Annotated in this window: 24 protein-coding genes and 1 other RNA gene; 15 read left to right on the top strand and 10 right to left on the bottom strand. The window is 67.5% G+C overall.

The features are described 5' to 3' along the window. Positions 1-93 precede the first annotated feature (93 nt). The 10 genes from IP90_RS02220 to IP90_RS02175 all read left to right on the top strand — a co-directional run bounded on the left by IP90_RS02220 (position 94) and on the right by IP90_RS02175 (position 10890). The gene (locus tag IP90_RS02220; protein WP_158635245.1) at positions 94-4641 is read left to right on the top strand and encodes an EAL domain-containing protein; all 4548 of its coding nucleotides are present in this window, start codon (positions 94-96) and stop codon (positions 4639-4641) included. Between the two features lie 30 nt (positions 4642-4671). After that, a complete protein-coding gene (locus tag IP90_RS02215; RefSeq protein WP_144897974.1) occupies positions 4672-4893 on the top strand; it encodes a TIGR02449 family protein in 222 nt (73 codons plus the stop codon). Continuing rightward, complete coding sequence (locus tag IP90_RS02210) at positions 4890-5192, top strand: cell division protein ZapA (RefSeq protein ID WP_144897973.1); 303 nt, start codon at positions 4890-4892, stop codon at positions 5190-5192. The genes IP90_RS02215 and IP90_RS02210 overlap by 4 nt, the downstream gene beginning before the upstream one ends. Before the next feature lie 78 nt (positions 5193-5270). Then, positions 5271-5456, top strand: a non-coding RNA gene (gene ssrS / locus IP90_RS02205) — 6S RNA. 231 nt (positions 5457-5687) lie between these two features. After that, on the top strand, positions 5688-6275 hold the full coding sequence (locus tag IP90_RS02200; RefSeq protein WP_144897972.1) for a 5-formyltetrahydrofolate cyclo-ligase: 588 nt from the start codon (positions 5688-5690) through the stop codon (positions 6273-6275). Beyond that, positions 6272-6739, top strand: coding sequence for an EVE domain-containing protein (locus IP90_RS02195; RefSeq protein WP_144897971.1), 468 nt, complete (start codon positions 6272-6274; stop codon positions 6737-6739). Before IP90_RS02200 ends, IP90_RS02195 begins: the two co-directional genes overlap by 4 nt. 76 nt (positions 6740-6815) lie before the next feature. Then, on the top strand, positions 6816-7463 hold the full coding sequence (gene rpiA, locus IP90_RS02190; RefSeq protein ID WP_144897970.1) for a ribose-5-phosphate isomerase RpiA: 648 nt from the start codon (positions 6816-6818) through the stop codon (positions 7461-7463). 450 nt (positions 7464-7913) lie between these two features. Beyond that, a complete protein-coding gene (locus tag IP90_RS02185) occupies positions 7914-9404 on the top strand; it encodes a DNA polymerase Y family protein (protein ID WP_144897969.1) in 1491 nt (496 codons plus the stop codon). A 51-nt stretch (positions 9405-9455) separates the two neighbouring features. Next, complete coding sequence (locus tag IP90_RS02180) at positions 9456-9902, top strand: DUF192 domain-containing protein (RefSeq protein ID WP_144897968.1); 447 nt, start codon at positions 9456-9458, stop codon at positions 9900-9902. Between the two features lie 142 nt (positions 9903-10044). After that, the gene (locus IP90_RS02175; RefSeq protein ID WP_144897967.1) at positions 10045-10890 is read left to right on the top strand and encodes a SirB1 family protein; all 846 of its coding nucleotides are present in this window, start codon (positions 10045-10047) and stop codon (positions 10888-10890) included. 57 nt (positions 10891-10947) lie between these two features. Here IP90_RS02175 and IP90_RS02170 read toward each other — a convergent pair whose 3' ends face one another. Further along, complete coding sequence (locus tag IP90_RS02170) at positions 10948-11436, bottom strand: GNAT family N-acetyltransferase (protein ID WP_144897966.1); 489 nt, start codon at positions 11434-11436, stop codon at positions 10948-10950. A 25-nt stretch (positions 11437-11461) separates the two neighbouring features. Continuing rightward, a complete protein-coding gene (locus IP90_RS02165) occupies positions 11462-11653 on the bottom strand; it encodes a rubredoxin (RefSeq protein ID WP_144897965.1) in 192 nt (63 codons plus the stop codon). 75 nt (positions 11654-11728) lie between these two features. On the opposite strand from IP90_RS02165, the gene thiE reads away from it, so the two are divergent. From thiE to IP90_RS02145, 4 genes are read left to right on the top strand one after another with little or no spacing between them, the layout of a single operon-like run. Next, the gene (gene thiE, locus IP90_RS02160) at positions 11729-12352 is read left to right on the top strand and encodes a thiamine phosphate synthase (protein ID WP_144897964.1); all 624 of its coding nucleotides are present in this window, start codon (positions 11729-11731) and stop codon (positions 12350-12352) included. Continuing rightward, positions 12349-13650 carry a glutamate-1-semialdehyde 2,1-aminomutase gene (hemL, locus tag IP90_RS02155; protein WP_144897963.1) on the top strand — a complete coding sequence of 434 codons (1302 nt, stop codon included), beginning with the start codon at positions 12349-12351 and terminating at the stop codon, positions 13648-13650. Before thiE ends, hemL begins: the two co-directional genes overlap by 4 nt. Beyond that, the gene (locus IP90_RS02150; protein WP_144897962.1) at positions 13650-14285 is read left to right on the top strand and encodes an HAD family hydrolase; all 636 of its coding nucleotides are present in this window, start codon (positions 13650-13652) and stop codon (positions 14283-14285) included. Before hemL ends, IP90_RS02150 begins: the two co-directional genes overlap by 1 nt. Then, entirely contained in the window at positions 14275-15396 is a 1122-nt protein-coding gene (locus IP90_RS02145) for a trans-sulfuration enzyme family protein (RefSeq protein ID WP_144897961.1), read from the top strand. Before IP90_RS02150 ends, IP90_RS02145 begins: the two co-directional genes overlap by 11 nt. A 106-nt stretch (positions 15397-15502) precedes the next feature. On the opposite strand, the gene IP90_RS02140 is transcribed toward IP90_RS02145, so the two are convergent. The 6 genes from IP90_RS02140 to IP90_RS02115 form a co-directional block, all read right to left on the bottom strand. Further along, entirely contained in the window at positions 15503-16729 is a 1227-nt protein-coding gene (locus IP90_RS02140; protein ID WP_144897960.1) for an acetylornithine transaminase, read from the bottom strand. A 94-nt stretch (positions 16730-16823) separates the two neighbouring features. Then, positions 16824-17495 (bottom strand): hypothetical protein, encoded by a 672-nt coding sequence (locus tag IP90_RS02135; protein ID WP_144897959.1) that lies wholly within the window; start codon positions 17493-17495, stop codon positions 16824-16826. Between the two features lie 115 nt (positions 17496-17610). Then, positions 17611-18717, bottom strand: a complete 1107-nt coding sequence (locus IP90_RS02130; RefSeq protein WP_144897958.1) for a FecR domain-containing protein — start codon at positions 18715-18717, stop codon at positions 17611-17613. After that, entirely contained in the window at positions 18714-19256 is a 543-nt protein-coding gene (locus IP90_RS02125) for an RNA polymerase sigma factor (protein WP_199753367.1), read from the bottom strand. The genes IP90_RS02130 and IP90_RS02125 overlap by 4 nt, the downstream gene beginning before the upstream one ends. 105 nt (positions 19257-19361) lie before the next feature. Beyond that, entirely contained in the window at positions 19362-19781 is a 420-nt protein-coding gene (locus IP90_RS02120) for a VOC family protein (RefSeq protein WP_144897957.1), read from the bottom strand. A 66-nt stretch (positions 19782-19847) separates the two neighbouring features. Beyond that, positions 19848-20666: an SDR family oxidoreductase gene (locus IP90_RS02115; RefSeq protein WP_144897956.1), complete on the bottom strand. Its 819-nt coding sequence runs from the start codon at positions 20664-20666 to the stop codon at positions 19848-19850. A gap of 168 nt (positions 20667-20834) precedes the next feature. Here IP90_RS02115 and IP90_RS02110 point away from each other — a divergent pair, with 168 nt between their 5' ends. Next, a complete protein-coding gene (locus tag IP90_RS02110) occupies positions 20835-22823 on the top strand; it encodes a bifunctional DedA family/phosphatase PAP2 family protein (protein WP_144897955.1) in 1989 nt (662 codons plus the stop codon). Positions 22824-22886: 63 nt separating this feature from the next. Here the strand turns inward: IP90_RS02110 and IP90_RS02105 are convergent, their stop codons facing one another. Continuing rightward, positions 22887-23465, bottom strand: a complete 579-nt coding sequence (locus IP90_RS02105) for an LON peptidase substrate-binding domain-containing protein (RefSeq protein ID WP_144897954.1) — start codon at positions 23463-23465, stop codon at positions 22887-22889. 485 nt (positions 23466-23950) lie between these two features. After that, complete coding sequence (mpl, locus tag IP90_RS02100; RefSeq protein WP_144897953.1) at positions 23951-25318, bottom strand: UDP-N-acetylmuramate:L-alanyl-gamma-D-glutamyl-meso-diaminopimelate ligase; 1368 nt, start codon at positions 25316-25318, stop codon at positions 23951-23953. Positions 25319-25362 lie beyond the last annotated feature (44 nt).

Below are 25362 nucleotides of genomic sequence, written 5' to 3'. Positions count from 1 at the left end.
CAGTGTAGCAATGCGCGCGCGCGGCCGCCCTTGTTGCCGGCTGCGGCCGGCCTCTACACTGGCTCGATCGGACTTCGATGGCCCCTCCGCCGCGTGCGCATCTTTCGAGACACAGGAACGCGGTTCGTCCTTGCCGTTGTCGCCGGCCTGCTGGCCGCCAGCAGCGGCGGTGCACGATCGGAAACCCGCGATTTCTATTTCCAGCGCATCGCCGAGGAACGCGGCCTCGCCCAGAAGACCGTCACCGCGATCGTGCAGGACCCGCAGGGATTCGTCTGGGTCGGCACCGAAGGCGGACTGCACCGTTACGACGGCCAGCGTTATCGCCTCTACCGCGGCGATCCGCGCAATCCCGACAGCCTGCCCGACAACCACGTCACCGCGCTGGACAGCGATGGCGCGCAGGCGCTGTGGATCGGCACGTCCACGCAATACGTGGCGCGGCTGGACCTGCGCAACGGCCGCATCCATCGCTACCAGCCGACGCTGCGGGATCCCGCTGAATCCTCGCGCCGGCAGGTGCGCGCGCTCGCCTTCCAGCCCGGGCGCGGCCTGTGGATCGCGACCCGGCACGGCCTGGAACGGCTCGACCCCGGCAACGGCCGACAACGCCAGATCTTGGCGCTGCCGCCTTCGCCCGCCCTGCCGCGCCAGGCCCTGCTGGCCGATGCCGGCGGCGTGCTCTGGTATTCGACGCCACAGGGGCTGTACCGGATCGACGGCGTGGATCGCACCCAGCGCATCGGCCCCGCCCTGCCCGCACTTGCCCTGCACAGGGATGGCGACGGGCGCTTGTGGCTGGGTAACGCGCAGGGCCTGTACCGGATCGATGCCGCACGCCGCGAGCTGATCCGGCACTGGCCCGCGGCCGGCGCGGCGGCGCAGGAAGTCACCGCCATCACCAGCGCCAACGACGGTTATCTGTGGGCCGCCGTCGGCCGCGCGGGCCTGCGCCGGATCGCGGTTGCCGGCGACCAGGTCGACACCCTGCTGCACGACCGCGCGGTGCCGGGCAGCCTGCCCGACGACGCTGTCGGCGCCCTGATGATGGACAACACCGGCCTGCTCTGGGTCGGCAGCGAGTACCGCGGCATCGCCATCACCGACAGTCATGGCGCGCGCTTTCCCTACGTCTACGATCCGGCGCTCCTGCAGGCCGGTGACATGAGCGTTCGCGCCATGGCCGAATCCGTGGACGGCCAGCTGTGGCTCGCCACCGACCTCGGCCACCTGCTGCGATATCGCCGTCAGGACGGCCAACTCGAGGATTTCGGCACGCCACTGCCGCAGGGCGACACGGAAGCGGCTTCGCGCATCACCGCGTTCACCGCGGGCGACGCGGGCAATTACTGGCTGGCGACCACGGTCGGGCTGTACCGGTTCGACGGCGCCAGCGGCGCACTGACCGCCGTTCCCCTGCCCGGTGACGTCGCCACGCCCAACCTGCGCGCGGTCGTGGTGGCGGCGGACGGCACGCTCTGGCTGGGCGCGCTCGACACCGGCCTGTTCCATTTCGATCCGGCCCACGGCGAAGTGCAGCGTTATACCGCCACGGCCAGCGATCCGGCGCGGCGGCTGAGCCATTGGTCGGTGCTGGCCTTGTTGCTGGATCGCAGCGGACGTCTGTGGATCGGTACCGGCGACGGTCTCGACCTGCTCGCCGACGGCAAGCTACAGCATTTCCGCTATGCCGCCGGGCAAGCCGACAGCCTGCCTGGCAACATCGTGCGCGCGCTGCTGCAAGGCGGCGATGGCCGGCTCTGGGTCGGCACCCAGGCCGGGCTGGCGGAAATACTGGGCGACGCGGCAATCCGCTTCGCTCCCGCTTCCGCGCAGGACGCGCCGGAACCGGCGCCGATGGTCTATTCGATTGCCGAAGACGCCGCGCACCGGCTGTGGATGGGCACGGACGTGGGCCTGCAGCGCTTCGATCCGACCACGCGGCAGCTGCGCCGCTACACGCCGCTGGACGGCGTGCAGGATCTCGAATTCAACGGCGGCAGCGCCCTGCGACTGCGCGACGGCCGCCTGGCGATCGGTGGCATCCGTGGCATCAACCTGTTCGATCCGACGCGGATCAGCGACAGCCGTTACGCGCCACCGCTGCGGCTGCTGTCATCGCGCATCGGCGACGCGCCGGTCGACAGCGACGCGCAATGGAGCGGGCAGGCGCCGATCACGATGCCGCAGTCCGCTGGCATCCTGCAGCTGCACCTGGGCACGCTGGATTTCGCCGATCCCGCCGCGCTGCGCTACCGCTATCAACTGGAGGGCTACGACAAGTACTGGATCGACAACGGCAGTCGCGCCGACATCACCTACACCGGACTGCCGCCGGGCCAGTACCGGTTGCGTGCCCAGGCCACCAACCGTGACGGCCTGTGGAATGCGCAGGAACTGACGCTGCCGATCACGGTGACGCCACCGCCTTGGCGCAGCCCGATGGCGCTGACCCTGTACGCGTTGCTGGCGCTCGTCTCCGGTGCATTGCTGGCGTGGCTGTGGCTGCGCCGGCGCCGCGCCGAACGCGGTTATTTCGAGCAGATCCGCGAACGCGAGGAACGCCTGAAGATCGCGCTGTGGGCGTCGGGCGAACACTTCTGGGACAACGACCTCGTCGCCAACTGCGCGCATGTGCTCAGCGTCGAGGATCCCAGCGGCAGCGACAGCGCGGTGCGTACGCTGCGCTTCACCAATCCCGACCTCGAGGTGCATCCGGACGACCTGACCAACGTCCGCGAAAGCATGCAGGCCCATCTCGAAGGCCGAACGCCGATGTTCCTGTCCGAACACCGCGCGCGCGGCCGCGACGGCAAGTGGATCTGGATCCGCGCGCGCGGCCGCGCCGTGGCACGCGACGCCCGCGGCCGCGTCATCCGTGTCGCCGGCACCGCGCGCGACATCAGCGACCGCCGCGACGCCGATCGCGAGCGCCGCATCGCCAGCGAAGTGCTGCGCAGCATGAACGAAGCAGTGTCGGTACTGGACGAGAACTTCGTGTTCGTTGCCGTCAACCCCGCTTTCACCCGCACCACCGGCTATGCCGAGCACGAGGCCATCGGCCATTCCGCCAGCATGCTCGACAGCCTGCAGCACGATCCGCAGTTCTATCGCGATGTGCGCACGCAACTGGTCCGCGACGGCCACTGGTCCGGCGAGATGTGGCAGCAGCGCAAGAACGGCGAGGAAATCCTGTGCGCGCTGGAAACCACGCTGGTCGAAGGCGCCATCGACCAGCGCAACCTGTATGTGGCGGTGCTCAGCGACATCACCCACGCCAAGCGCACCGAGCACGAACTGCGCCTGCTGGCCAACTACGACACGTTGACCAACCTGCCCAACCGCGCGCTGCTGTCGGAACGGCTGTCGCAGGCGATCGTCAACGCGCGTCGCGAGGACCGCCGCATCGCGGTGCTGTTCCTGGACCTGGACCGCTTCAAGGACGTCAACGATTCGCTCGGCCACGCCACCGGAGACCGCATCCTGCGCGCTTCCGCCGCGCGCCTGCGCGAAGTCGCCCCGCCCGGCGCAACCGTGGCGCGTCTGAGTGGCGACGAGTTCACCGTGCTGCTGGAACACCTGCAGGACCCGGAGGAGGCCGACCGCCTCGCCGAACGCATCATCCGCGCGTTCGAGGCACCGCTGGCGGTGGAAGATCGCCGCGAGATCATCATCTCGCCATCGATCGGCATCAGCCTGTACCCGGATCATGCGCAGGTCCCCACCGACCTGCTCAAGCACGCCGACACGGCCATGTACCAGGCCAAGGCCGCGGGCCGCCGCACCTACCAGCGCTATACCGAGCAGATGGAATGGGAACTGCGCCAGCGCGCGACGTTGTCCGGCGCACTGCGCAAGGTGCTGGAGAACGGCGAACTGCGCCTGGTCTACCAGCCGCGGGTGTCGCTGCGCACCGGCGAGATCACCGGCGTGGAGGCGCTGCTGCGCTGGGAACATCCCTACCTCGGCGTGATCCCGCCCTCGCATTTCATTCCGCTGGCCGAGGAAAGCGGGATGATCCTGCCGATCGGCGAATGGGTGCTGCGCGAAGCCTGCACCACGCTGCGGCGCTGGCGCCAGCATGGCCTGCAGGCGCTCAACATGTCGGTCAACGTCTCGGCGTTGCAGCTGCTGCGCGGCGACCTGCCGACGCAGGTCGCGCGAGTCCTCGCCGACACCGGCATCCCCGGCGAGCACCTGGAGCTGGAACTGACCGAAAGCGTGGTGATGACCAAGGCCGCGCAGGCCGCCACGACGATGCAGGCGCTGCGCGACCTCGGTGTGCGCCTGGCGATCGACGACTTCGGTACCGGCTATTCGTCGCTGGCGTACCTGAAGCGGCTGCCGATCACCACGTTGAAGATCGACAAGGCCTTCATCGACGATATCGTCCAGGACAAGGACGACAAGGCGATCACCAGCTCGATCATCGCCATGGCGCACACGCTGGGTCTGTACGTGGTCGCCGAGGGCGTGGAACACAAGGTGCAGGCACAGCTGCTGCTGGCGCAGCATTGCGACGAGGTCCAGGGCTACTGGGTGGCCCGTCCGCTGGATCCGTACCGGTGCCTGGCGTTCCTGCGCAACTGGCAGGCCGGGGTCGCCCGGTTCGAGCAGGCCGAGCCCGCCGAACCGGCTTGACCGGCCGGTGCGCGGTGCTATCGTGCCGCCATGGACAACGCCGACGCCATCGCCCAGTTGCGTGCCCTCGCCGCGCGTGTCGAGCAACTGGTCGCCCATGCGCAGCGTCTGGCCGAGGAGAACCGCAGCCTGCGCGCGCAGCAGGAGCAGCTGGCCGGCGAACGTTCGCAACTGCTGGCCAAGAATGAACAGGCGCGTTCGCGCGTGGAAGCCATGATCACGCGCCTGAAGTCGCTGGAGCAGCACACATGAGTTCCAGCAGCGAGCCGGTCAACGTGCGCCTGCTCGATCGCGAGTACACAATCGGCGTGGAACCGGATGAACGCGACAGCCTGCTGGCAGCGGCCAAACTGCTCGACGGGAAAATGCGCGAAATCCGCGGCAACAACCGCATGGCCGCAGTCGACCGCATCGCCGTGCTGGCCGCGCTGAACCTGGCGCACGAACTGCAGCAGTTGCGCGATGACAGCGGCAGCCGCGATCGCGAACTGTCGCGCACGCTCGGCGACCTGCAACGCAAGCTCGACAGCGTGCTCGACGCGCCAGCCTGAACACGCACTGCCGGATCCACGTCGCCGAAGCCGACGAACGGGCGACGACACGACCTTCGCCACGCTATACTTCGCCTGCGTCCTCTGCCGTGTTCGACGGCGTGTGCAAACATTCGCCTTGTCCCTTAAAAACGACACCGGGAACGCGACCGAAGTCAGGTGTGCAAGTCCGCCACGTTGCGGAAAGCCCGAAGGCCTCCAAGCGTTCCCACTTGAACCCCGGGTTCAAGGTCGTTTCGCACGCATCGCCATGGCGGAGGATGCATTTTTCTTTCTGTCATCCCGTTTTCGTCAGTGATCCCGAACATGGCGAGGGATCCGCTTCCCGCTTCAACAACCGCTCCCTCGCTACGCTCGGGGTGACGGATTGACGCGGATTTCCCGCGGCACATTGATACGTCATGCCCGGCGGTGCGCGACCCTGCGCCAACACAGGCTTTCAAATCACCCGCGTCGCCCGCAGAATCCGCGCATGCTTCACGCGCCCGCTTCCGAATGACTTCCGATCGCACCACGTTGCGCCGGCAATTGCGCCAGCGTCGCCGTGACATTCCCGCGGGCGGGCGTATCGCCGCCGCCGAGCAACTGGCCGGGCACCTGCTCGCGCTGCCATTCGCGCCCAGCACAGGTTATGTCGCCGGTTATTGGGCGATGGATGGCGAAATCGCATTGCATGCCTGGCAGTTGCGGCTGCCGCCCGGCCTGGTTTATTGCCTGCCGGTACTGCATGAAAACCATCTGCGCTTCGCACCGTGGCGACCGGGCGACCCCCTGGTGGCCAACCGCTACGGCATTCCGGAACCGGACCTGGCGCCGGATTCGCTGCTGGAAGCCGAAGCGATGTCGCTGGTGGTGGCGCCGCTGGTCGGTTTCGACGCGCGCGGCCATCGGCTCGGCATGGGCGCCGGCTGGTACGATCGCAGCTTCGCGTTCCGCCGCGAACGTGCGGCGCCACCGTGGCTGGTTGGCGCCGCGTTCGCAACGCAACAGGTCGACGAACTGCCGATCGAACCGTGGGACGTGCCACTGGATGCGGTCTGCAGCGAACGCGATGTCCTGATCCCACTGAAGATGCCCGCATGAGCCCACGCAAACGCTACTGGCTGATGAAATCGGAACCCGATGCCTTCTCGATCGACGACCTGCAGCGCGTCGGCACCGAGCCCTGGAGCGGCGTGCGCAACTACCAGGCGCGCAACCACATGCGCGACATGCAGGTCGGCGATGGCGTGCTGTTCTACCACTCCAGTTGCGCCGTGCCCGGCATCGTCGGCATCGCCACCGTCGCCACTACCGCGTATCCGGATCCGACCCAGTTCGAGCGCAAATCCGATTACTACGATCCCAAGAGCACGCGCGAGCAACCGCGCTGGGACCTGGTCGATGTCGCGTTCGAACGCAAGCTCAAGCGCGTGATCCCGCTGGAGGAGATCAAGCAGCACGCAGCCGCACTCGGCGACGGCTTCGCATTGACCCAGCGCGGCTCGCGCCTGTCGGTGCTGCCGGTGACCGCAGCGCAGTGGAAGCTGCTGCTGTCGCTGGAATAGCCAGGCTATTGTCATCCCGAGCGCAGCGAGGGATCTGCTTTATTGTTCCTTTTTCACTGGCTACGGACTCCCGATCATGAGCGAAAGCAAACGCCTCGCCGGCGAAAAGGCCATCGACTACGTGGAAGACGGCATGGTCGTGGGCGTCGGCACCGGTTCCACCGTCGCCTTCTTCATCGATGCGCTGGCACGGATCAGGCATCGCATCGCAGGCGCGGTATCGAGCTCCGAACAGAGCACGCAGCGGCTGCGCGGCCACGGCATCGAGGTGATCGACCTCAACAACGCCGGCCCGCTGGCGCTCTACGTCGACGGCGCCGACGAGTGCGATCCGCGCAAGCACCTGATCAAGGGCGGCGGCGCGGCGCTGACCCGCGAGAAGATCGTCGCCGAGGCCAGCGAGAAATTCGTCTGCATCATCGATCCGGCCAAGCGCGTCGACGTGCTCGGCAGGTTCCCGCTGCCGATCGAGGTGATTCCGATGGCGCGCAGCCTGGTGGCGCGAGCGATCGCCGCGCAGACCGGTGGCCAGCCGGTGTGGCGCGAAGGCGTGACCACCGACAACGGCAACTGGCTGCTGGACGTGCACGGCCTGGCGATCAGCGACCCGGTGGCGATGGAGCGCGAACTGAACCAGATCCCCGGCGTGGTCAGCGTCGGCCTGTTCGCGCGCCGTCCAGCGGACGTGGTGATCGTCGGCGGCGAGCCGCCGCTGGTGCTTTGACGCTCGTCCGTTTCATCGGACTCGCGATCGCAACCATATTTCGTTCCGTCATCCGACGAAAGCTGGGATCCAGTTCCTTGGCGGTCGCGTGCCTGTAGTGATGCGACCTGACATGCAAAGGCTTCCGCCTTGCGGCGGGTTCCTTTCTTTGCTGGCCCAAAGAAAGGAACCAAAGAAAGGGCCTGGAGCCGGTGTTGAGAATGCTGCATATGTCGGTACGGGCTCGAATTGCTTTCGGTACGGCCGAGGTTCCTGTTCTCGATCAGGATTTGTGAATAGGCACCCGCAGAGATGTCGCTTCGTGATCAAGGCAATAAAGCCCAACGCCGTCATTCCGCTTTGCGCCGGGATGACGGATCAAGCGTAACCGGCTGATCTGCCTCGCATCTCCCGGCCTGAGACGCTGCGGCGCGATACTGACATCCCATACGCCCGGTGTTATCGCGCGCCATGACCCTGCGCTGCCTGTTCGTCGACTTCAACTCGTTCTTCGCTTCGGTCGAGCAGCACGACAACGAGGCGCTGCGCGGGCGCCCGCTGGCCGTGGTGCCGGTGGTCGCGGCGACGACCTGCTGCATCGCCGCCAGCATCGAGGCCAAGCGCGACCACGGCATCGGCACCGGCACGCCGGTGTGGGAAGCGATGGAACGCTGCCCGGACATCGTGCTCGTCGAAGCGCGGCCGGCGCGCTATGTCGAAATCCACCATGAGCTGATGGCGGCCATCGACGACTGCATTCCCAAGGGACACGCGGAATCCATCGACGAGGTTCCCTGCTACCTGATCGGCAGCGAGCGCAAGCGCGAAAATGCCGAGGCGATCGCGCGCCGCATCAAGCAGACGTTGATCGACCGCGGCTATCCGACCATCCGCTGCTCGATCGGCATCGCGCCGAACCGCTTCCTGGCCAAGACCGCCTCCGACATGGTCAAGCCCGATGGCCTGACCGTGCTGGAACAAGTCGACCTGCCGCACGCGCTGCACGGGCTGGAACTGCGTGACTTCTGCGGCATCGGTCCTGCGATGGAACATCGCCTGCGCGCGGCCGGCATCGACACCGTCGAACAACTGTGCGGCGCCACGCGCGAGCACCTGCGCGCGGCCTGGGGCGGCATCGAAGGCGAGCGTTATTGGCTGCAACTGCGCGGCTTCGACGTGCCGGAGCGCGCCACCCGGCGCGGCTCGGTCGGCCATTCGCACGTGCTCGGCCCGGAACTGCGCACCTTCGAAGGCGCCCGCGCGGTGCTGTTCAAGCTGCTGGCCAAGGCGGCGATGCGATTGCGCAACGACCGCTTCCTCGCCGGCGGCCTTTCGATACGCATCCGCTTCGTCGGCCTGGAAAAACGCTTCGAGCGCGATCTCGCGTTCGCCCCGATCGACGACACGCCGGCGCTGCTGCGCCTGCTGGCCGAACAACTCTCGCAACTCGAAGGCGCGATCACGCGCCGGCGCTGGAACCCGCGCCGCAATCCGCCGCTGTCGGTGGCCGTCACCCTGGTCGGCCTGGAACCGATCGGCAACGTCACCGACGAACTGATGGCCGATCGCCGGCGCGACCGCTCGATGAGCCGGGTGGTGGACAGCATCAACCGCAAATACGGCAACAACGCCGTCTATTTCGGCGCGATGCAGCAGGCCATGGCCCACGACGCCGCGCCGATGCGCATTCCCTTTTCCAAGATCCCGGAAACCGCGCTGGAGCAGGACGTGCAACCCCGCAAACGCGGTGGCGCACAGTCGGCCGAGGCGATGGACGAGTTGTACCTGCGACGCGAGCGCCAGTACAAGGTGCTGGCGGAGACGGCGCATCGCGAAGCGCGGAAGCGCAAAGCGCCCGGCACCGGGGAGCCGCAACCGTTCAAGGCCGGCGCAGGAGGCTGGAATACGACCGGGAAGCGGAAACCGGAACCGGAGATCGGCGAAACCCGGCCGCTGTTCTGAGCGTCGCGGCTTGCCGATAGACTAGGGCCTGTCAGGTTACCGGAGTCCGCCATGTCCATCGTCCGTCCGCTACTGCTCGCGACCTTGCTGCTGAGCGGCTGTGCCGCCGCAGGCGATCCCTGGGTGGAGGTCGGTGGACAGCGCTTCTCGGTGGAAGTCGCCGATGACGACGCCGAACGCGCGCGCGGCCTGATGTTCCGCGAACAGATGGCCGCCGACCGCGGCATGCTGTTCATCCACGACCGCCAGGAGCCGCTGGCGTACTGGATGAAAAACACCAAGATCCCGCTCGACATCCTGTATTTCGACAACGACCGCAAGCTGGTAGCCCGACAGGTCGACGTGCCGCCGTGCAGTCTGGGCAACAACTGCCCGAATTATCCGAGCGAAGTCCCGGCGCGTTACGTGCTGGAATTGAACGCCGGCCAGGCCGCGCGGTTGCAGCTGCAGGAAGGCGCCGAACTGAAGCTGTCGCCTGCGATACCGCCGGCCCGCTGAGGCATTGGCGCCCGCACCCGCAACGTCGATAGCTCGACTCCATTCACAAGTCCGCGCCAAGGGCCGTCGAGCTGGCACGACCCCCAGAAAATCGCGCGTTGCAGGCCTTGATTCCGCGCGGAGACAGCGTCAATCTTTCCTCATGCACGACCGCTTCTCCCTGCCTGAGTGGAACAGCCTCGCTCATCTGGATGACGACACGCTGCCGCTGCTGAGTACGGCGCTGCTGATCGCCCGCGACGAGTATCCCGCGCTCGACGCGGACCTTTACGACACGTTGCTGCAGGAACATGCCGAATCGCTACGCGGCGAGATCGATGCGATCGATGCCTGGCCGCTGAAGATGGCCGCGATCAACCGGCGCCTGTTCGACGAACTCGGCTACTCCGGCGACAGCGAAGAGTATTACGACCCGCGCAACAGCTACCTCAACCAGGTGTTCGAACGTCGCCGCGGCAATCCGATCTCGCTGGCGATGGTGCAGATGGAAGTCGCCCGCAGGCTGGGGGTGCCGCTGGACGGCGTGTCGTTTCCGGGGCATTTCCTGGTGCGCCTGCCGGTGGACGACGGCCTGCTGGTGATGGACCCGTTCAACCGCGGCCGTCCGCTCGACGTCGACGAACTGCGTGAGCGCGCCAAGCCGCATCTGGGTGGTGAACTGCCGGACGATGGCGCGCTGCTGCACATCCTCAATCCGGCCTCGCACCGCGCCATCCTGGTGCGGGTGCTGCGCAACCTGCATGGCGTGTATGCCGAAGGCGACGACTGGGAGCGCGCGGCGCGCAGCGCGGACCGCATCCTCAAGCTGACCCCGGACCAGCCGGAAGCGCTGCGTGACCGTGGCCTGGCCTATCTGGAACTGGGCCACCGCAGCGGTGCGCGCCACGACCTGGCCCGTTACGTGCAGCAGAATCCGAAGGCATCGGACATGACTTCGATGCGCGAACGCCTGGTGGAGCTGAACACCGGTTCGTCGCGGATGCACTAGTCCTAGCCTCCTGCAGGATCGGCTTCGGCCGCCGCTGCCAGGAACCGTTTCCTGCACTCAGGTTCGCCGGGCGCGATACGCGGCCAGGTCCAGGGTCATCGCAATCAGATCGATGCCGGGCGCGAAGCCGTCCACCACCTGCCTGGTCGGCACGAAGCCGTAACGCGCGAAGAACCCACGACTGAACTGCGAGGTTTCGATCCGCACTTCGTGGAATGCCGGGTCGACCGCGATTTGATCCAGCCGGAAACGCAACAGGGCATCGCCCAGGCCCTGCCCGTGCCGATCGCCGCGGATCATGCCCCAGCACAAGGCAGCGCTGCCGGGCCGATCTTTTTCCCGCGCGTAGCCGCCGCAGCCGACCGGCGAGTCGCCGGCGTCCATCAACAGGAAATAGGGACCCGGCAACACATCGACATGATCGAGGAAGTCCTGGCGCTCCTGCTCGGCGAAGTATTTCGGTACGTTGCTGTCGAACAATGCCAGGCCGGCATCGCGATCCGCAGGCCGCCAAGGCTGGAAGTTCACCGCGAGTGCTTCATCCATGACGCGATCCAGTCAACGGCGGCGCTCAGACCACCATCATCTCGAAATCGTCCTTGGTCACGCCGCAGTCCGGACAGGTCCAGGTCTCGGGGATGTCTTCCCAGCGCGTGCCCGGCGCGATGCCTTCCTCGGGCAGGCCGGCAGCCTCGTCATAGATGAACCCGCAGACGACACACATCCAGGTGCGGTAGGCGGCGGTGGCGGCGACTTCGGACATCGGAGCGATAATACGGACCTGCGGGATGACATTGTCCCACCCCGCGCCCGCTCCGGAAACCTCTGCAGGCTGCCCATGAATGCTCGCTGGCCGCGCCGCGGCTTGTACCTGCTCACGCCGGACCTGGCCGACACCGGGCAGTTGCTGGCGCGCGTCGACGAGGTGCTGGGCGACGCGGCCCTGCTGCAGTACCGCAACAAGGCCGCCGACGCCGCCCTGCGCCGCGAGCAGGCGGGCGCGCTGCTGGCGCTGTGCCGCCGCCACGGCGTGCCGCTGGTCATCAACGACGATGTCGCCCTTGCCGCTGCCATTGGCGCCGACGGCGTGCATCTGGGCGAGGACGACGACGATCCGTCGGCCGCCCGCGCCTGGTTGCGCAACGATGTCCTCATCGGCGCGTCCTGCTACGACTCGATCGAACGCGCGCAGCGCGCGGTCGAGGCCGGTGTCGACTACGTCGCTTTCGGCGCTTACTTCCCGTCGCCGACCAAGCCCCACGCGCGACGTGCGACGCCTGGACTGCTGCGCGCCGCCGCGTCGCTGCGCGTGCCGCGAGTGGCGATCGGCGGCATTACCCCCGACAATGCGCCTTCGCTGATCGCCGCCGGCGCGGATCTGGTCGCCGTCATCAGCGGCGTGTTCGACGCCGCCGATCCCGCCGCTGCCGCGCGCGCCTACCGGGACTGTTTCGAAGCATGAGCACACGTACCAACACGCAGAAATCCCATGAACTCTTCGCCCGCGCGCAGGCGCTGATGCCCGGCGGCGTCAATTCGCCGGTGCGCGCCTTCAAGTCGGTCGGCGGCGAGCCGTTCTTCGTGCAGCGCGCCGAGGGCGCGTATCTGTACGACGTCGACGGCAACCGCTACATCGACTACGTCGGTTCCTGGGGGCCGATGATCGTCGGCCACAACCATCCCGCGGTGCTCGATGCGGTGCTGCGCACCGCACGTGACGGACTCAGCTTCGGCACGCCCAATCCGCTGGAAGTGACCATGGCCGAAACGATCGCGCGGCTGGTGCCGGGCTGCGAGATGGTGCGCATGGTCAACTCCGGCACCGAGGCCACGCTGTCCGCGATCCGCCTGGCGCGCGGCGCGACCGGACGCGCGCGCATCGTCAAGTTCGAAGGCTGCTACCACGGCCATGGCGACAGCTTCCTGGTGAAAGCCGGCAGCGGCGCGCTGACCTTCGGCGTGCCGACTTCGCCCGGCGTGCCGAAGGCGCTCGCCGACCTGACATTGACGCTGACCTACAACGACTTCGAAGGCGCCACCGCGCTGTTCGACGAATGCGGCGACGACATCGCCGGCCTGATCGTCGAGCCGGTGGTCGGCAACGCCAACTGCCTGCCGCCGCGCGATGGCTACCTGCAGCACCTGCGCGAACTGTGCACGCGCCATGGCGCAATGTTGATCTTCGACGAAGTGATGACCGGCTTCCGCGTCGCGCTCGGCGGCGCACAGGCTCGCTACGGCGTGAGGCCAGACCTGTCCACCTTCGGCAAGATCATCGGCGGCGGCATGCCGGTCGGCGCCTATGGCGGCCGCGCGGAACTGATGCGGCAGATCGCGCCGAGCGGGCCGATCTACCAGGCCGGCACGCTCAGCGGCAACCCGGTGGCGATGGCTGCGGGCCTGGCGATGCTGGAACTGGTCCAGGCGCCGAATTTCCACGCGGACATCGAACGTCGTACCAACGCATTGTGCGACGGCCTGGAAGCAGCCGCGGGCGAAGCCGGCGTGGCGCTGACCACGCAACGCGTCGGCGGCATGTTCGGCCTGTTCTTCAGCGACGAGAAGGTCGACACCTATGCGCAGGCCATCGCCTGCGACAGCGCTGCGTTCAACCGCTTCTTCCACGCCATGCTCGAACGCGGCGTGTACCTGGCGCCATCGGCATTCGAGGCCGGCTTCATGTCCAGCGCGCACGACGACGACGCAATCGCGGCGACACTGGTCGCCGCGCGCGAAGCCTTCCGCGTGGCGAAAGGCTGATGGCGGTCGCGCCGGCGCTGGTCCTGTTCGACCTGGATGGCGTGCTTGCGCGCTACGACCGCGCGGCACGGCTGGCGGTACTGGCGACGCGTAGCGGCAAGACCACGGAACAGGTGAAAGCGGCGCTGTTCGACTCGAAGCTGGAGGACGAATCCGACCTCGGCCGCTGGCGCCCGCGCGAATATGCGCAGGAACTGTCGCGCCGGCTCGGCGCGACCGTCACGCTGGACGACTGCATCGCCGCGCGCGCCGCATCGATGGCCGCGGACCAGGCGGCGCTGGGTCTCGTCCATCGCATCGCCGAGCGCGCACGCGTGGCGATCCTCACCAACAACGGCCTGTTCCTGCGCGCGCACCTGCCGGCGATGTGCCCGGCGCTGTTCCCGCTGTTCAGTGGCCATGTGCACTGCTCGGCCGAATTCGGCGTCGCCAAGCCCGACCCTGCGATCTATCGTCGCTGCCTGGCGGTGCTGCAGACGCCGCCGGCACGGGCGTTGTTCGTCGACGACAATCCGGACAACGTCCGCGGCGCAATCGAGGCCGGCCTGGACGCCATCCACTACACCCATACCGCAGCGCTGGCGGAAGCCTTCGCGTCGCGGCAGCTGACGGGAGCACCGCTGCATGCGCCTTGAGACGATCGCCATCCACGCCGGCGGCGAAGTGGACCCGGAAACAGGCGCTGTCGCACCGCCGCTTCACTTCAGCACCACTTTCAAGCACGGCCCGGCCGGCGAGCGCGTCGCCGGCTACGAATACCAGCGCGAAGGCGACCCGACCAACGACCGCCTGCGCGCAGCGATCGCCGCGCTGGAAGGCGGTGCCGTGGCGCTGACTTTCGCTTCCGGCATGGCGGCGATCAGCGCCTTGCTGGAATCGCTGCCCAACGGCGCGCGCATCGCGATTCCGGACGACTGCTACGCCGGCCTGCGCGTGCTCGCCGCGGAATTCCTGCCCGAACGCGGCATCGTCGTCGCGACCGTCGACATGACGGACCTGGCAGCGGTGCGCGAGGCCTGCTCCGATGGCATCGACCTGCTCTGGGCGGAGACGCCCTCGAACCCGCGCATGAAGGTCTGCGACATCACCGCGCTCGCGGGCATCGCGCGCGAAGCCGGTGCGTTGCTGGTCTGCGACAACACCTTCGCCTCGCCGGTGCTGCAGCAGCCGCTGGCACTTGGCGCGGATGTGGCGATGCACTCGACCACCAAGTATTTCGGCGGCCACAGCGACGTGCTCGGCGGCGCGCTGGCGTTCGCACGACGCGATGCGCTGTACGAACGCGTCGCCCATCGCCTGCACGTCACCGGTGCCAACCTCGCGCCGTTCAGCGCCTGGCTCACCCTGCGCGGCTGCCGTTCGCTGCCGGCGCGCGTGGCGCTGCATTGCGCCAATGCACGTCGCGTCGCCGAATACCTGGCCGCTCACGATGCCATCGAGCGGGTCAACTATCCGGGCCTGCCCTCGCATCCTGGCCACGCCACCGCGGCGCGGCAGATGCGCGATTTCGGCGGCATGTTGTCGATCGAGGTGCGCGGTGGCCGCGACGCGGCATTGGCGATGGCCGGCCGGCTGAAACTGTTCACCAACGCCACCTCGCTGGGCGGATGCGAATCGCTGATCGAGCACCGCGCGTCGGTCGAAGGCGCGAACCCGGTCTCGCCGCAGAACCTGCTGCGCCTGTCGGTCGGGCTGGAGCACATCGACGACCTGATTGTGGATCTGGAACGGGCGTTACGGGCCTGAGGCAGTCAAGCCGACGCGGCAACAACAGCAGATCCCTCACTGCGTTCGGGATGACACGAATCAGGGAGTTCGCTCGCCTGGAAGAGTGCGAGTGTCGTTTTTCCCGTCAGCCGCGGAATTCATGCAGCGCCGTTTCCAGGCGCTGCAATCCTTCGACCACTTCCTCGTCGCCGATATTGAGCGCCGGCACGAAACGCAGCACATCCGGGCCGGCCTGCAGCAGCAATACGCCGTGTCTGGCTGCCAGGTCGAGGATCTCGCCCGCCCGGCCGCGATAGGCATCGGCCAGCGCCGCGCCGAGCATCAGCCCGCGACCGCGCACTTCCGAAAACAGGCCCAATTCATTGCCGAGTGTGGCGAGCCGCGTCCGGATCACAGCGGATTGGCGTTCGACATTCGCAGCGATCTGCGACGACGACAACTTGCGCAGCGCCACGCGCGCCACCGCAGCGGCCAGCGGGTTGCCACCGAACGTGGTGCCGTGCGCGCCGAACTGCATCGTTTCGGCCACCTTCGGCCCGGCCAGCAGCGCGCCGATCGGGAAACCGCCGCCGAGCGCCTTGGCCAGCGTGACGATGTCCGGCACCACGCCGTCCTGCCAGTGCGCGAACAGCGTGCCGGTGCGGCCCATGCCACACTGGATCTCGTCCAGCACCAGCAACGCGTCATGGCGATCGCACAAGGCGCGCACGGCCTGCAGGAAACCCGCGGCCACCGGCATCACGCCGCCTTCGCCCTGCACCGGCTCGATCAATATCGCGGCGACATCGCCGGGTGCCATCGCCGTTTCCAGTTGCGTGATGTCATTGAAGTCGACATGGCGGAAACCGCCGGGCAAGGGCTCGTAACCTTCCTGGTACTTCGGCTGTGCGGTCGCCGTCACCGCCGCCAGCGTGCGGCCATGGAAACTGCCACGGAAGGTGACGATGACGCGCCGCTCCGGTGCGCGTCCCTGCGCCGTCGCCCATCGGCGCACCAGCTTGATCGCGGCTTCGTTGGCCTCGGCGCCGGAGTTGCAGAGGAACACGCGCGTGGCGAAGCGCGACGCGTCGACCAGTTCCTCGGCCAGCCGCAGCGGCGGTTCGCTGTAGAACACGTTGCTGGTATGCCACAGCTTGCCGGCCTGCGCGGTCAGTGCCGCGACCAGGTCCGGATCGTTGTGTCCCAATCCGCATACGGCGATGCCGGCGGCCAGGTCGATGTACTCCTTGCCGTCGAGATCCCACAGACGCGAGCCCTGCCCGCGGTCCAGGATCACTTCGCGCGGACGATAGATGGGGAGGTAATGGTGCTGGCCGAGGGCGACGAGATCGGCGGTGGCAGGCGTGGTCACGAAGGCATTCCGGGAATTTTCCGGAATTGTAACTGCGACACCGCCATGGCCTGGCCCGCCTGCACAACGACAGGCGGACCATGATGTGCGCCGGCTAGCGTGCGATCTGATCCAGGTTCAATGCCACCAGCCGGTCGCGATCCGCACCGGCGCGCGCGCTGCGCGCATGTACGGCGACGTCCGCCTTGCGCTCGTCCGCGCTGGCCACCAGCGCCGCGGCGAAGTTCATGCCCGGATCGGTCGGCCGCAGCTGCAGTGCCTGCGCGATGCGGACGCTGCCATCGCCCTTGGCCACGATCGCGCGCAGCGCGGGCGCATCGACCTTGCCGATGCCGGGCATGTCGTAGCCTTGCAGGCGGACGATGTCCTGCAGCGTTTCGGCGTAGTAGCCGGCATCGAACAAGGCCAGCGCCCTGGCATCGGGCGTACCTGCCTTGGCGATGCGCGCATCGAGGCTGGCCGCAAGATCACGTGCGACCTGCCCGTCGCGGCTGGCGTAGATCGCGGCGCGGCGCAGCGTTTCCATCCTTGCAACGATCGGTGTCCGCGCGGTCAGCAGGGCATCGGTCCTGGCGACCAGTTGGCCGAGGTCATAGTCGCCGCGCGCTTCGTTCCAGCCCTTGCCACCCCATTCCAGCGATGGCGCGCCGGCGGTGTCGAACGGATGGCACAGCAAGGGCGGGCCGGCGAGAACCGACACCGGAAACAGCAGGGCGACCGAGAATATCGCGCCGCACAGAAGCGTTCTTGTCGAAAGGTGTTTCATCGGACATCTCCGGTTGCGTTCGAGGTCCATTCGGCCGCCTTGACGCTGCCGCCGCCGGACCGCGGCACGGGTGTGCGCAGTGGAAGGACGCGGCGGCCGCGCGGAGTGTTAACCGTCAGCGGCGTGATTCGTCGAGCAGCGCTTCATTGTCGGCACGGGCGCCGAACGCATCCGGCCAATTCATCCACCAGCGCTTCATGCGCGGATACGGCAGGCTGTTCCACCAGGGGTTCAAGGCATCGGCGCCGCGTGCACGGAATCCTTCCCGGGTCACGTCCGCGCCGGCGGGCATGATTTGCGCCAGGCGCTCGAACACCGGGCCGTCGCCCAGCTGCGGATAGCGCATCAACAACGACAGCAGCGTGATCGCATCCTGCGGCCGCGCTGCGTCCACCAGCCTGCGCACGGCATCGCCATCGGCGGCGACAGCGTGGCCCTGTGCATCGATGTCGTGCAACGCGGCGATGAAGGAGGCGCTGGCGCCGAGATCGTAAGGCGTGCCCGGCATGCGCTCGCCGCGCAGTTCGACGCGCGCGCCCTGCGGCACCAGTACTTCCCAGTGCAGGTTGTCGACCTGCACCCAGCCGCTGCGCACGGTCAGCTGGCCGTGGCCTGCGGCGTCCACCTTCAGCAGGAATTCGCAGCCCAGGTCGTAGACGTCCGTGGCCGGCGTCGACACGCCCAGCGCGCCCGGCGGCGCCCAGACCCGCGCCCACAGGCTGCCGTGCTGCAACTGCACGCGATGGCGCCCACTGCGCGTCGCGACCAGGCTGAAACGCGAGTCTTCGCCCACTACCAGCTCGCCGATGCGCGCGGCGCGCAGGCGTACCGAGGCACCGTCGCCGGTTTCCAGGAGGCTGCCGGATGCGAGCGCCGCCGCAGCGGTCACGGCGCGGCCGTCGATGCGCGCCTGGCCGCTGACCGCGGACAACTGCCAGGCCTGTCCCGTCGGCCAGTGCAGGCGGTGCCGATACCAGCCACCGATACCGATCGCGAACATCACCACGACGGCGGCGCTGGCCAGCGCGATGCGGCGCCAGCGCGCGCGACGTTTTCCATGCGCTGCCGGCATCGGCTGCGACGGCGACATCGTGCTGCGGCGATCGTTCCGCAAGGCATACGGCGCCAGCAACCGCTCCAGGCGCGCGACTTCGGCATCCACAGGGCCACTGCGGTCCCACAGGTAATCGTCGGCGCGAATCGGTTCGTCTTGCGTGTTCATGCCGCGTTTCCTCGCGTGTCGTCGCCCGGCGCCAGCGCCATGCGCAGCATCGCCATGCCGCGATGCAGGTTGACGCGCACGCTGCCCGGGGTCAGTCCCGTGCGTTCGGCAATCTCCGGTCCGGTCAGGCCTTCGACGAGACGCAGCAGCAGCGTTTCGCGATAGGCACCGGGCAGGCTGCCGATCGCGCGCAGCGAACGCTCGGCCTCCAGGTGCTCGTCGGGTCGTTCGGTCGATGCCGTTCGATCCGCTTCGATGCCGGTCAAGGCCTGTGGACGGCGTTTCGCGTCCAGCGCGGCATGTCGCGCGATGCTTATGATCCAACCGGGGAAGGCGGCCGCGTCGCGCAGTTCGTGCAATCGCCTGATGGCGGTCTCGAACACATCCTGGGTCAGGTCGTCGGCGTCCGCTGCCTGCACGTAGGCCAGCAGGATCCCATGCACCACCGGCGCGAAACGACGATACAGCGCGTCCATCGCACGCCCGTCGCCGGTGCGCGCCACGTCGACCAATGCCGCGGTGCTGGCCGCTTCGATCACCGGGTCCTGCCTTGTCGCCCAGCAACAGGACGTTACGCGAAGGCCGAGTGTTAACGCGGCCGCCGGTCGGCTGTTATCCCCTTTCCTGCGAATCCGGGAAGGAGGTCACCAGACACCGGTATTGGGCATCGACGCCCACGGTTCCTGCGGTGGCAGGTGGCCATCCTGCAGCAGCTCCACGGAGATCAGGTCCGGCGAACGCACGAACGCCATGTGGCCGTCGCGCGGCGGGCGGTTGATCGTATAGCCCATCGACTGCAGGCGCGCGCAGGTGGCATAGATGTCGTCGACGCGGAACGCGAGGTGGCCGAAATTGCGCGCGCTGCCGTAATCCTCTTCCGAGCCCCAGTTGTAGGTCAGTTCAATCTCGGCATCGGGTGTTTCCGGCGCGGCGAGGAACACCAGCGTGTACTTGCCCTGCTCGTTCTCCATGCGCCGGTTCTCCTTCAGGCCGAGCCCTTCGCAGAAAAAACGCAGGCTGGCGTCGATGTCGCGGACGCGGATCATGGTGTGCAGGTATTTCATCGGTTTCTCCAGATAGGCGGGCGAATCATGCAGCTACGCGTGGCCGGATGAGGGCATTGCATCGACTCAATCCAGGAACAGGTCGGGCAGCAGGGGTTGCGAGGGATCGACGGCGTACTGCGACAGGTCGGTGACGCCGGCTTCGCGCAGCACTTCGTCGTCGATCAGGAAGCGGCCGCTGAAGCCGCTGGCCGGCCTGACCAGTACGGCATGCGCGGCATCGGCCATGATCTCAGGCCTGCGCGCATTGGCGAGGTTCACGCCGGGAATCATGTTGAGCGCATCGGTCGCGATCAGCGTGCGCGGCCACAGCGCATTCACCGCCACGCCCTGCGGCCCGAACTCGCCGGCCAGCCCGAGGGTGACGAAGCTCATCCCCATCTTGGCCAACGTGTAGCCAGCGTGGGGTGCCCACCATTTCGGGTCCAGCGATGGCGGCGGCGCCAGCGTGAGGATGTGCGGGTTCGGTGCCTGCAGCAGATGCGGCAGGCAGGCCTGCGCGCACAGGAAACTCCCGCGCGCATTGACCTGCTGCATCAGGTCGAAGCGTTTCATCGGCGTATCCAGCGCACCGCGCAGCCAGATCGCGCTGGCGTTGTTGACCAGGATGTCGATACCGCCGAAGGCGTCGACGGTCGCGGCGACCGCGGCGCGGACTTCGTCTTCCTCGCGGATGTCGCATTTCAGCGCCAAGGCGCGGCCACCGGCCGCCTCGACCGCCTGCGCGGCGTCGTGGATGGTGCCGGGCAACTTCGGGTTGGGCACGGTCGATTTCGCGGCGATGGCGATGTTGGCGCCGTCGCGCGCGGCGCGCACCGCGATGGCCAGGCCGATCCCGCGCGACGCGCCGGTGATGAAAAGAGTTTTTCCAGACAGCGTGGTCATGACGGAGACCGGGTATCGAGTGGTGCGCGGAGTGTAAACCCCGCTGCATGAGCAAGCTCTCTAAAGCCACGCATGCGTCCTTCGCCATGCTGTTCGCGGAGTGTGGCACCGCTCGACAAACGTGCATCGGCCGCGCGGCGATTCATGCGGCTTCCCTATAATCGGCCGATGCCCACTGCCTGGTTAGATAGTCTGGTCGCCTGGATCAGCGCGCATCCGCACGCTGCCGGGCTGTTGATCGCCGCGATCGCGTTCTGCGATGCGCTGGCGGTAGTCGGCATCGCGGTACCGGCCCTGCCATTGCTGTTCGCAGTCGGCGCGTTGATCGGCCTGGGCCACATCGATGGCTCATATGCCCTGGCCTGCGCGGCCATCGGCGCCTTCGCCGGCGACGGACTGAGCTACTGGATCGGCCATCGCTGGGGGCCGCACCTGAGCGAACAATGGTTGTTCCGTCGCTATCCGCAGCTGCTCGCACGCGGCGAGCGGCTGTTCCGCCGCCACGGCAGCATGGGCATCCTCATCGCGCGTTTCGTCGGCGCGGTGCGGCCGTTCGTGCCGGCGATCGCGGGCATGCTGCGGATGCCATTGAAACGCTACCTGCCCGCCAGCCTGGTCGCCTGCGTGGCGTGGGCCGCGGCGTTCCTGGCGCCGGGCTGGATCTTCGGCGCCTCCTACGACGCCGTCGCTGCAGTCGCCGACAAACTGGCGATCGTGCTGTTCACGCTGCTGGCGGCGCTGGCGCTGGTCTGGGCGGTCGTGCTCTATACCTATCGCTGGTTCGCCGACCATGCCAACAACCTGCTGGCGCGCGCCCTGAAATGGACCCATGCGCACCCACGACTGGGCCGTTATGCGGCCGCACTGATCGATCCGAACCGGCCCGAATCGACATCGCTGGTCCTGCTGGCGGCCTGCCTGCTGGCGATCGGCTGGGCCTGGTTCGCCTGGCTCGCGGCACTGCTCGCACGCGGTGGACCGCTGGCGATCGACCGCAGCATCTACGATGCCATGTCGTTGCTGCGCAATCCCCTCGCCGACCAGTTGATGGCGTCACTGGCCTCGATCGGCGACGCGCAGGTACTCGTGCCTGCCTCCGTGGTGGCGCTGGCGTGGCTGCTGTGGCGCAAGCGCTGGATGGCCGCTGCCCACTGGCTGGGCGCGCTGGTGTTCGGCCTGGCACTGACCGCGCTGCTTGGCGCGGTGGTCGACATGCCGCGACCACCGACCGCGCCGAGCGGTTTCGGCTTTCCTTCGATCGCGGTGACGATGACCACGATCACGCTGGGCTTCTTCGCGGTATTGATCGCGCGCGAACTGCCTGGCCGCCGTCGCGTCTGGCCGTACCTGCTGAGCGGCGTGGTAGTGACACTGCTGGGCTTCGCGCGACTGTACCTGGGCGCGCACTGGCTCAGTGACATCGCCGGCGGCATGTTGTTCGGCGTGGCGTGGCTGCTGGCACTGGGCATCGCCTACCGACGGCACGTGGCGCGCTCGTTCCTGATGCGGCCGCTGGCCGCCTTGTTCTACGGCACTTTCCTGGTGGCGGTGCTGTGGCACACACCGCGTGAGTCGGAACGCCTGCTGGCGCAGTTCGTGCCGGCACCGCCGGCACACACGCTGGCGATGGAAGACTGGTGGCGGCACGACTGGACCACGCTGCCGACGCGCCGCAACGAGCACTCGTCAAGCCTGGCCTGGCCGCTGGACCTGCAGGTTGCCGGCCCGCTGCAACCGCTGCGTTCGCAGCTGGAAGCCGCCGGCTGGCGCGTGCAGTCGCAGGCAGACTGGGTCGCGACCCTCGGCCTGCTCGACGACGACACGTCGCCACTGCAGCAACCGGTGCTGCCGGCCACGCTGGACGGCCATGCCGAGGCCCTGCTGATGCTGCATCCGGGCAGCGACGGCAAGCAGCAGTACGCGTTGCGGCTGTGGCAGGCGCCGGCACGGCTGCACGACGGCACGCCGTTGTGGATCGGCACCACGCAGACACTGCATTACGTGCGGCCGTTCGACGTGGCCGGACTGTGGCAGCCGCAGCAGGATCCAAGCGCCGCGCATGACGAACTGCGCAAGGCCCTGCACGGCAGCGACGTGCGCGAAGAAGCCCATCCACGTACTGGCAACAGGATTCTGCGGGTACGCACCGGCGATTGACGCCGCCATCGCCCAGCGACGCGCCGCGTTGCAGAGCAGCGGCTTCGCTCTACCGAGGCTGCTTCACTGGATCAACTCCAGCAGGCGATCAAGTCGCAGGTGCGGATCATCCTGCTGCAGCAGCGATTGCCGGCGTGCATCGTCCAGCGGCAGCAGTTCGGCCAGCCGCCAGCCGACCCAGGCGGCTTCATCGAAGCGCGCCCTCGGTGCCTTGGCGTGCTCGCCACCGATCTGGTCGAGCAGGTTCGACAACAGGGTCGCCAGCAGACCGTGCTGCGGCTGTATCTCGTCGTCCGGATCGCGCACCAGCCACTCGATGTCGCCGACGATCAGGCCGTTGTCGCGTACCCGCGTCTGGCGCACGTGGAAACGGCGCGCACCGCGCACCTGCAGTGTCAGCAGCCCATTGTCGGTGCTGCCGAAATCCTCGATCCGCGCCTCGGTGCCGAAAGCCGCCGTGCTGGCCGGCACGCCGACTTCCTCGCCCTCCAGGATCAGGCACACACCGAAGCCGGCATTTCTGTGGCTGCAGTCGCGCACCATGTCCAGATACCGGGGCTCGAATATGCGAAGACCGAGCGGAGCACCGGGCAGCAGTACGGTGTGCAGGGGAAACAGCGGCAGCGATTCGGTGTTCGCCATGCCGGCAGTGTAAGCAGGTTGCGCGCGTTTTGGCTTCTTCCGAAGCATGAGCTGCCGCCCATTCAGCCCACAGAACCCCACTCGCGTTTTTCGCTCCTGCTCCTGCTCCGCTCTTCCCTATCATGCATCGTGCATGTCCGCAGACCCGGAGGGCGGCGCACATGGATGTGCGCCGTTTTCCGACCGAGCCAGGAGGGCGAGTCGGAAAATCTCCGAGGACTATCAACCGCAACGTTAGCTCTGATCGGGGAAGACCCTTTTCTTTGGTTACTTTCTTTTGGGTCAGCAAAAGAAAGTGACCCGCACGCGCAGCGGGCGGAAGCTTTGCTCCGTCAGTAAAGCCAAGTCTGTGGATCCCCGCCTTCGCGGGGATGACAGCTAGAAGCACCAGTACTAGCAACAGCAACAAGTGTGCAATCGCACAACTCTCACCGCGCTCGTGCCCGCTATCGCCTCGGCGGGCATCAACCGCAAACTTCAAAACCTCAGGCGGAAACTCTCAACGCCTCGAGAAACCTCCGCGGCGCCCCATCAAAACCGCCATTGGACATGAACACGACATGGTCGCCACGCGCCGCCAGCCCACGCAACATGACGACCAGCGCATCGACATCGCCCGCCGTGCGCGCATCGCCGCGCATCGCCGCCACTACCCTGCCGGCATCCCACGCCAGTTCCGGCCGCTGCAGGAATATCACCGCATCGGCCGCATTCAATGACGGCGCCAGCGCATCGGCATGTGCGCCCAGGCGCATCGAATTGCTGCGCGGTTCCATCGCCACCACGATGCGCGCGTTGCCGACGCGGGCGCGCAGGCCGGCCAGCGTGGTCGCGATCGCAGTGGGATGGTGGGCGAAGTCGTCGTAGACGGTGATGCCGTCGATCTCGCCGAGCACTTCCAGGCGGCGCTTGACGCTGCGGAATGCGGTCAGCGCGGGAATGACGGCGGCGATCTCCACGCCGACCGCATCGCAGGCAGCCAGTGCCGCCAGCGCGTTCATCACGTTGTGGCGGCCCAGCAGCGGCCAACGCACCACGCCTATCTCCACACCGCGATGCACGACCGCGAACGCGCTGCCGTCGTCGTTGAGCAGGCGTGCGCTCCAGTCGAAACCGGCGCCGAGTCCGAAGGTTTCCAGCGGCGTCCAGCAGCCCATCGCCAGCACTTCGGCGAGGCGCTCGTCCTCGCCGTTGACGATCAGCCGGCCGCGTCCGGGCACGGTACGGACCAGATGGTGGAACTGGCGCTGGATCGCAGCCACGTCCGGGAAGATGTCGGCGTGGTCGTATTCGAGGTTGTTGAGGATCGCCACCGTCGGCCGGTAATGCACGAACTTGCTGCGCTTGTCGAAGAACGCGGTGTCGTATTCATCGGCCTCCACCACGAATTCGCGGCCCGTGCCGATCCGCGCGGACACGCCGAAATCCTCGGCGACGCCGCCGATCAGGAAACCGGGCTCGCGTCCCGCCGCATGCAGCAGGTAAGTGAGGATCGTGGTGGTCGTGGTCTTGCCGTGCGTGCCGGCGACGGCGATCGTCTCGCGCCCCGGCAGCACGTGCTCGCGCAACCATTCGGCGCCCGAAGTGTACTTCAGCCCGGCATCGAGCACGTACTCGACTGCGGCGTTGCCGCGCGACAGTGCGTTGCCGATCACGATCTCGTCGCAGTCCGGCGAGATGTTGTCGGGCGCATAGCCCTGCTTCAACGCGATGCCCAGCCTTTCCAGTTGCGTCGACATCGGCGGGTAGATCGCCTGGTCGCTGCCTTCGACGTCATGGCCGAGTTCGCGCGCCAGTGCCGCGACGCCGCCCATGAAGGTTCCCGCCACGCCCAGGATATGCAGTTTGCTCATGCGAGGTTTTCTTGTGCCGTCACCCCGGCGCAAGCCGGGACCCA

Origin of the sequence: Luteimonas cucumeris (genome assembly GCF_007830035.1) — a bacterium.
In the GTDB taxonomy this organism is placed as follows: Bacteria; Pseudomonadota; Gammaproteobacteria; order Xanthomonadales; family Xanthomonadaceae; genus Luteimonas_C; species Luteimonas_C cucumeris.
The sequence above is the reverse complement of the archived record's forward strand: the minus strand, read 5'-3'. Positions and strand labels throughout refer to the sequence as shown.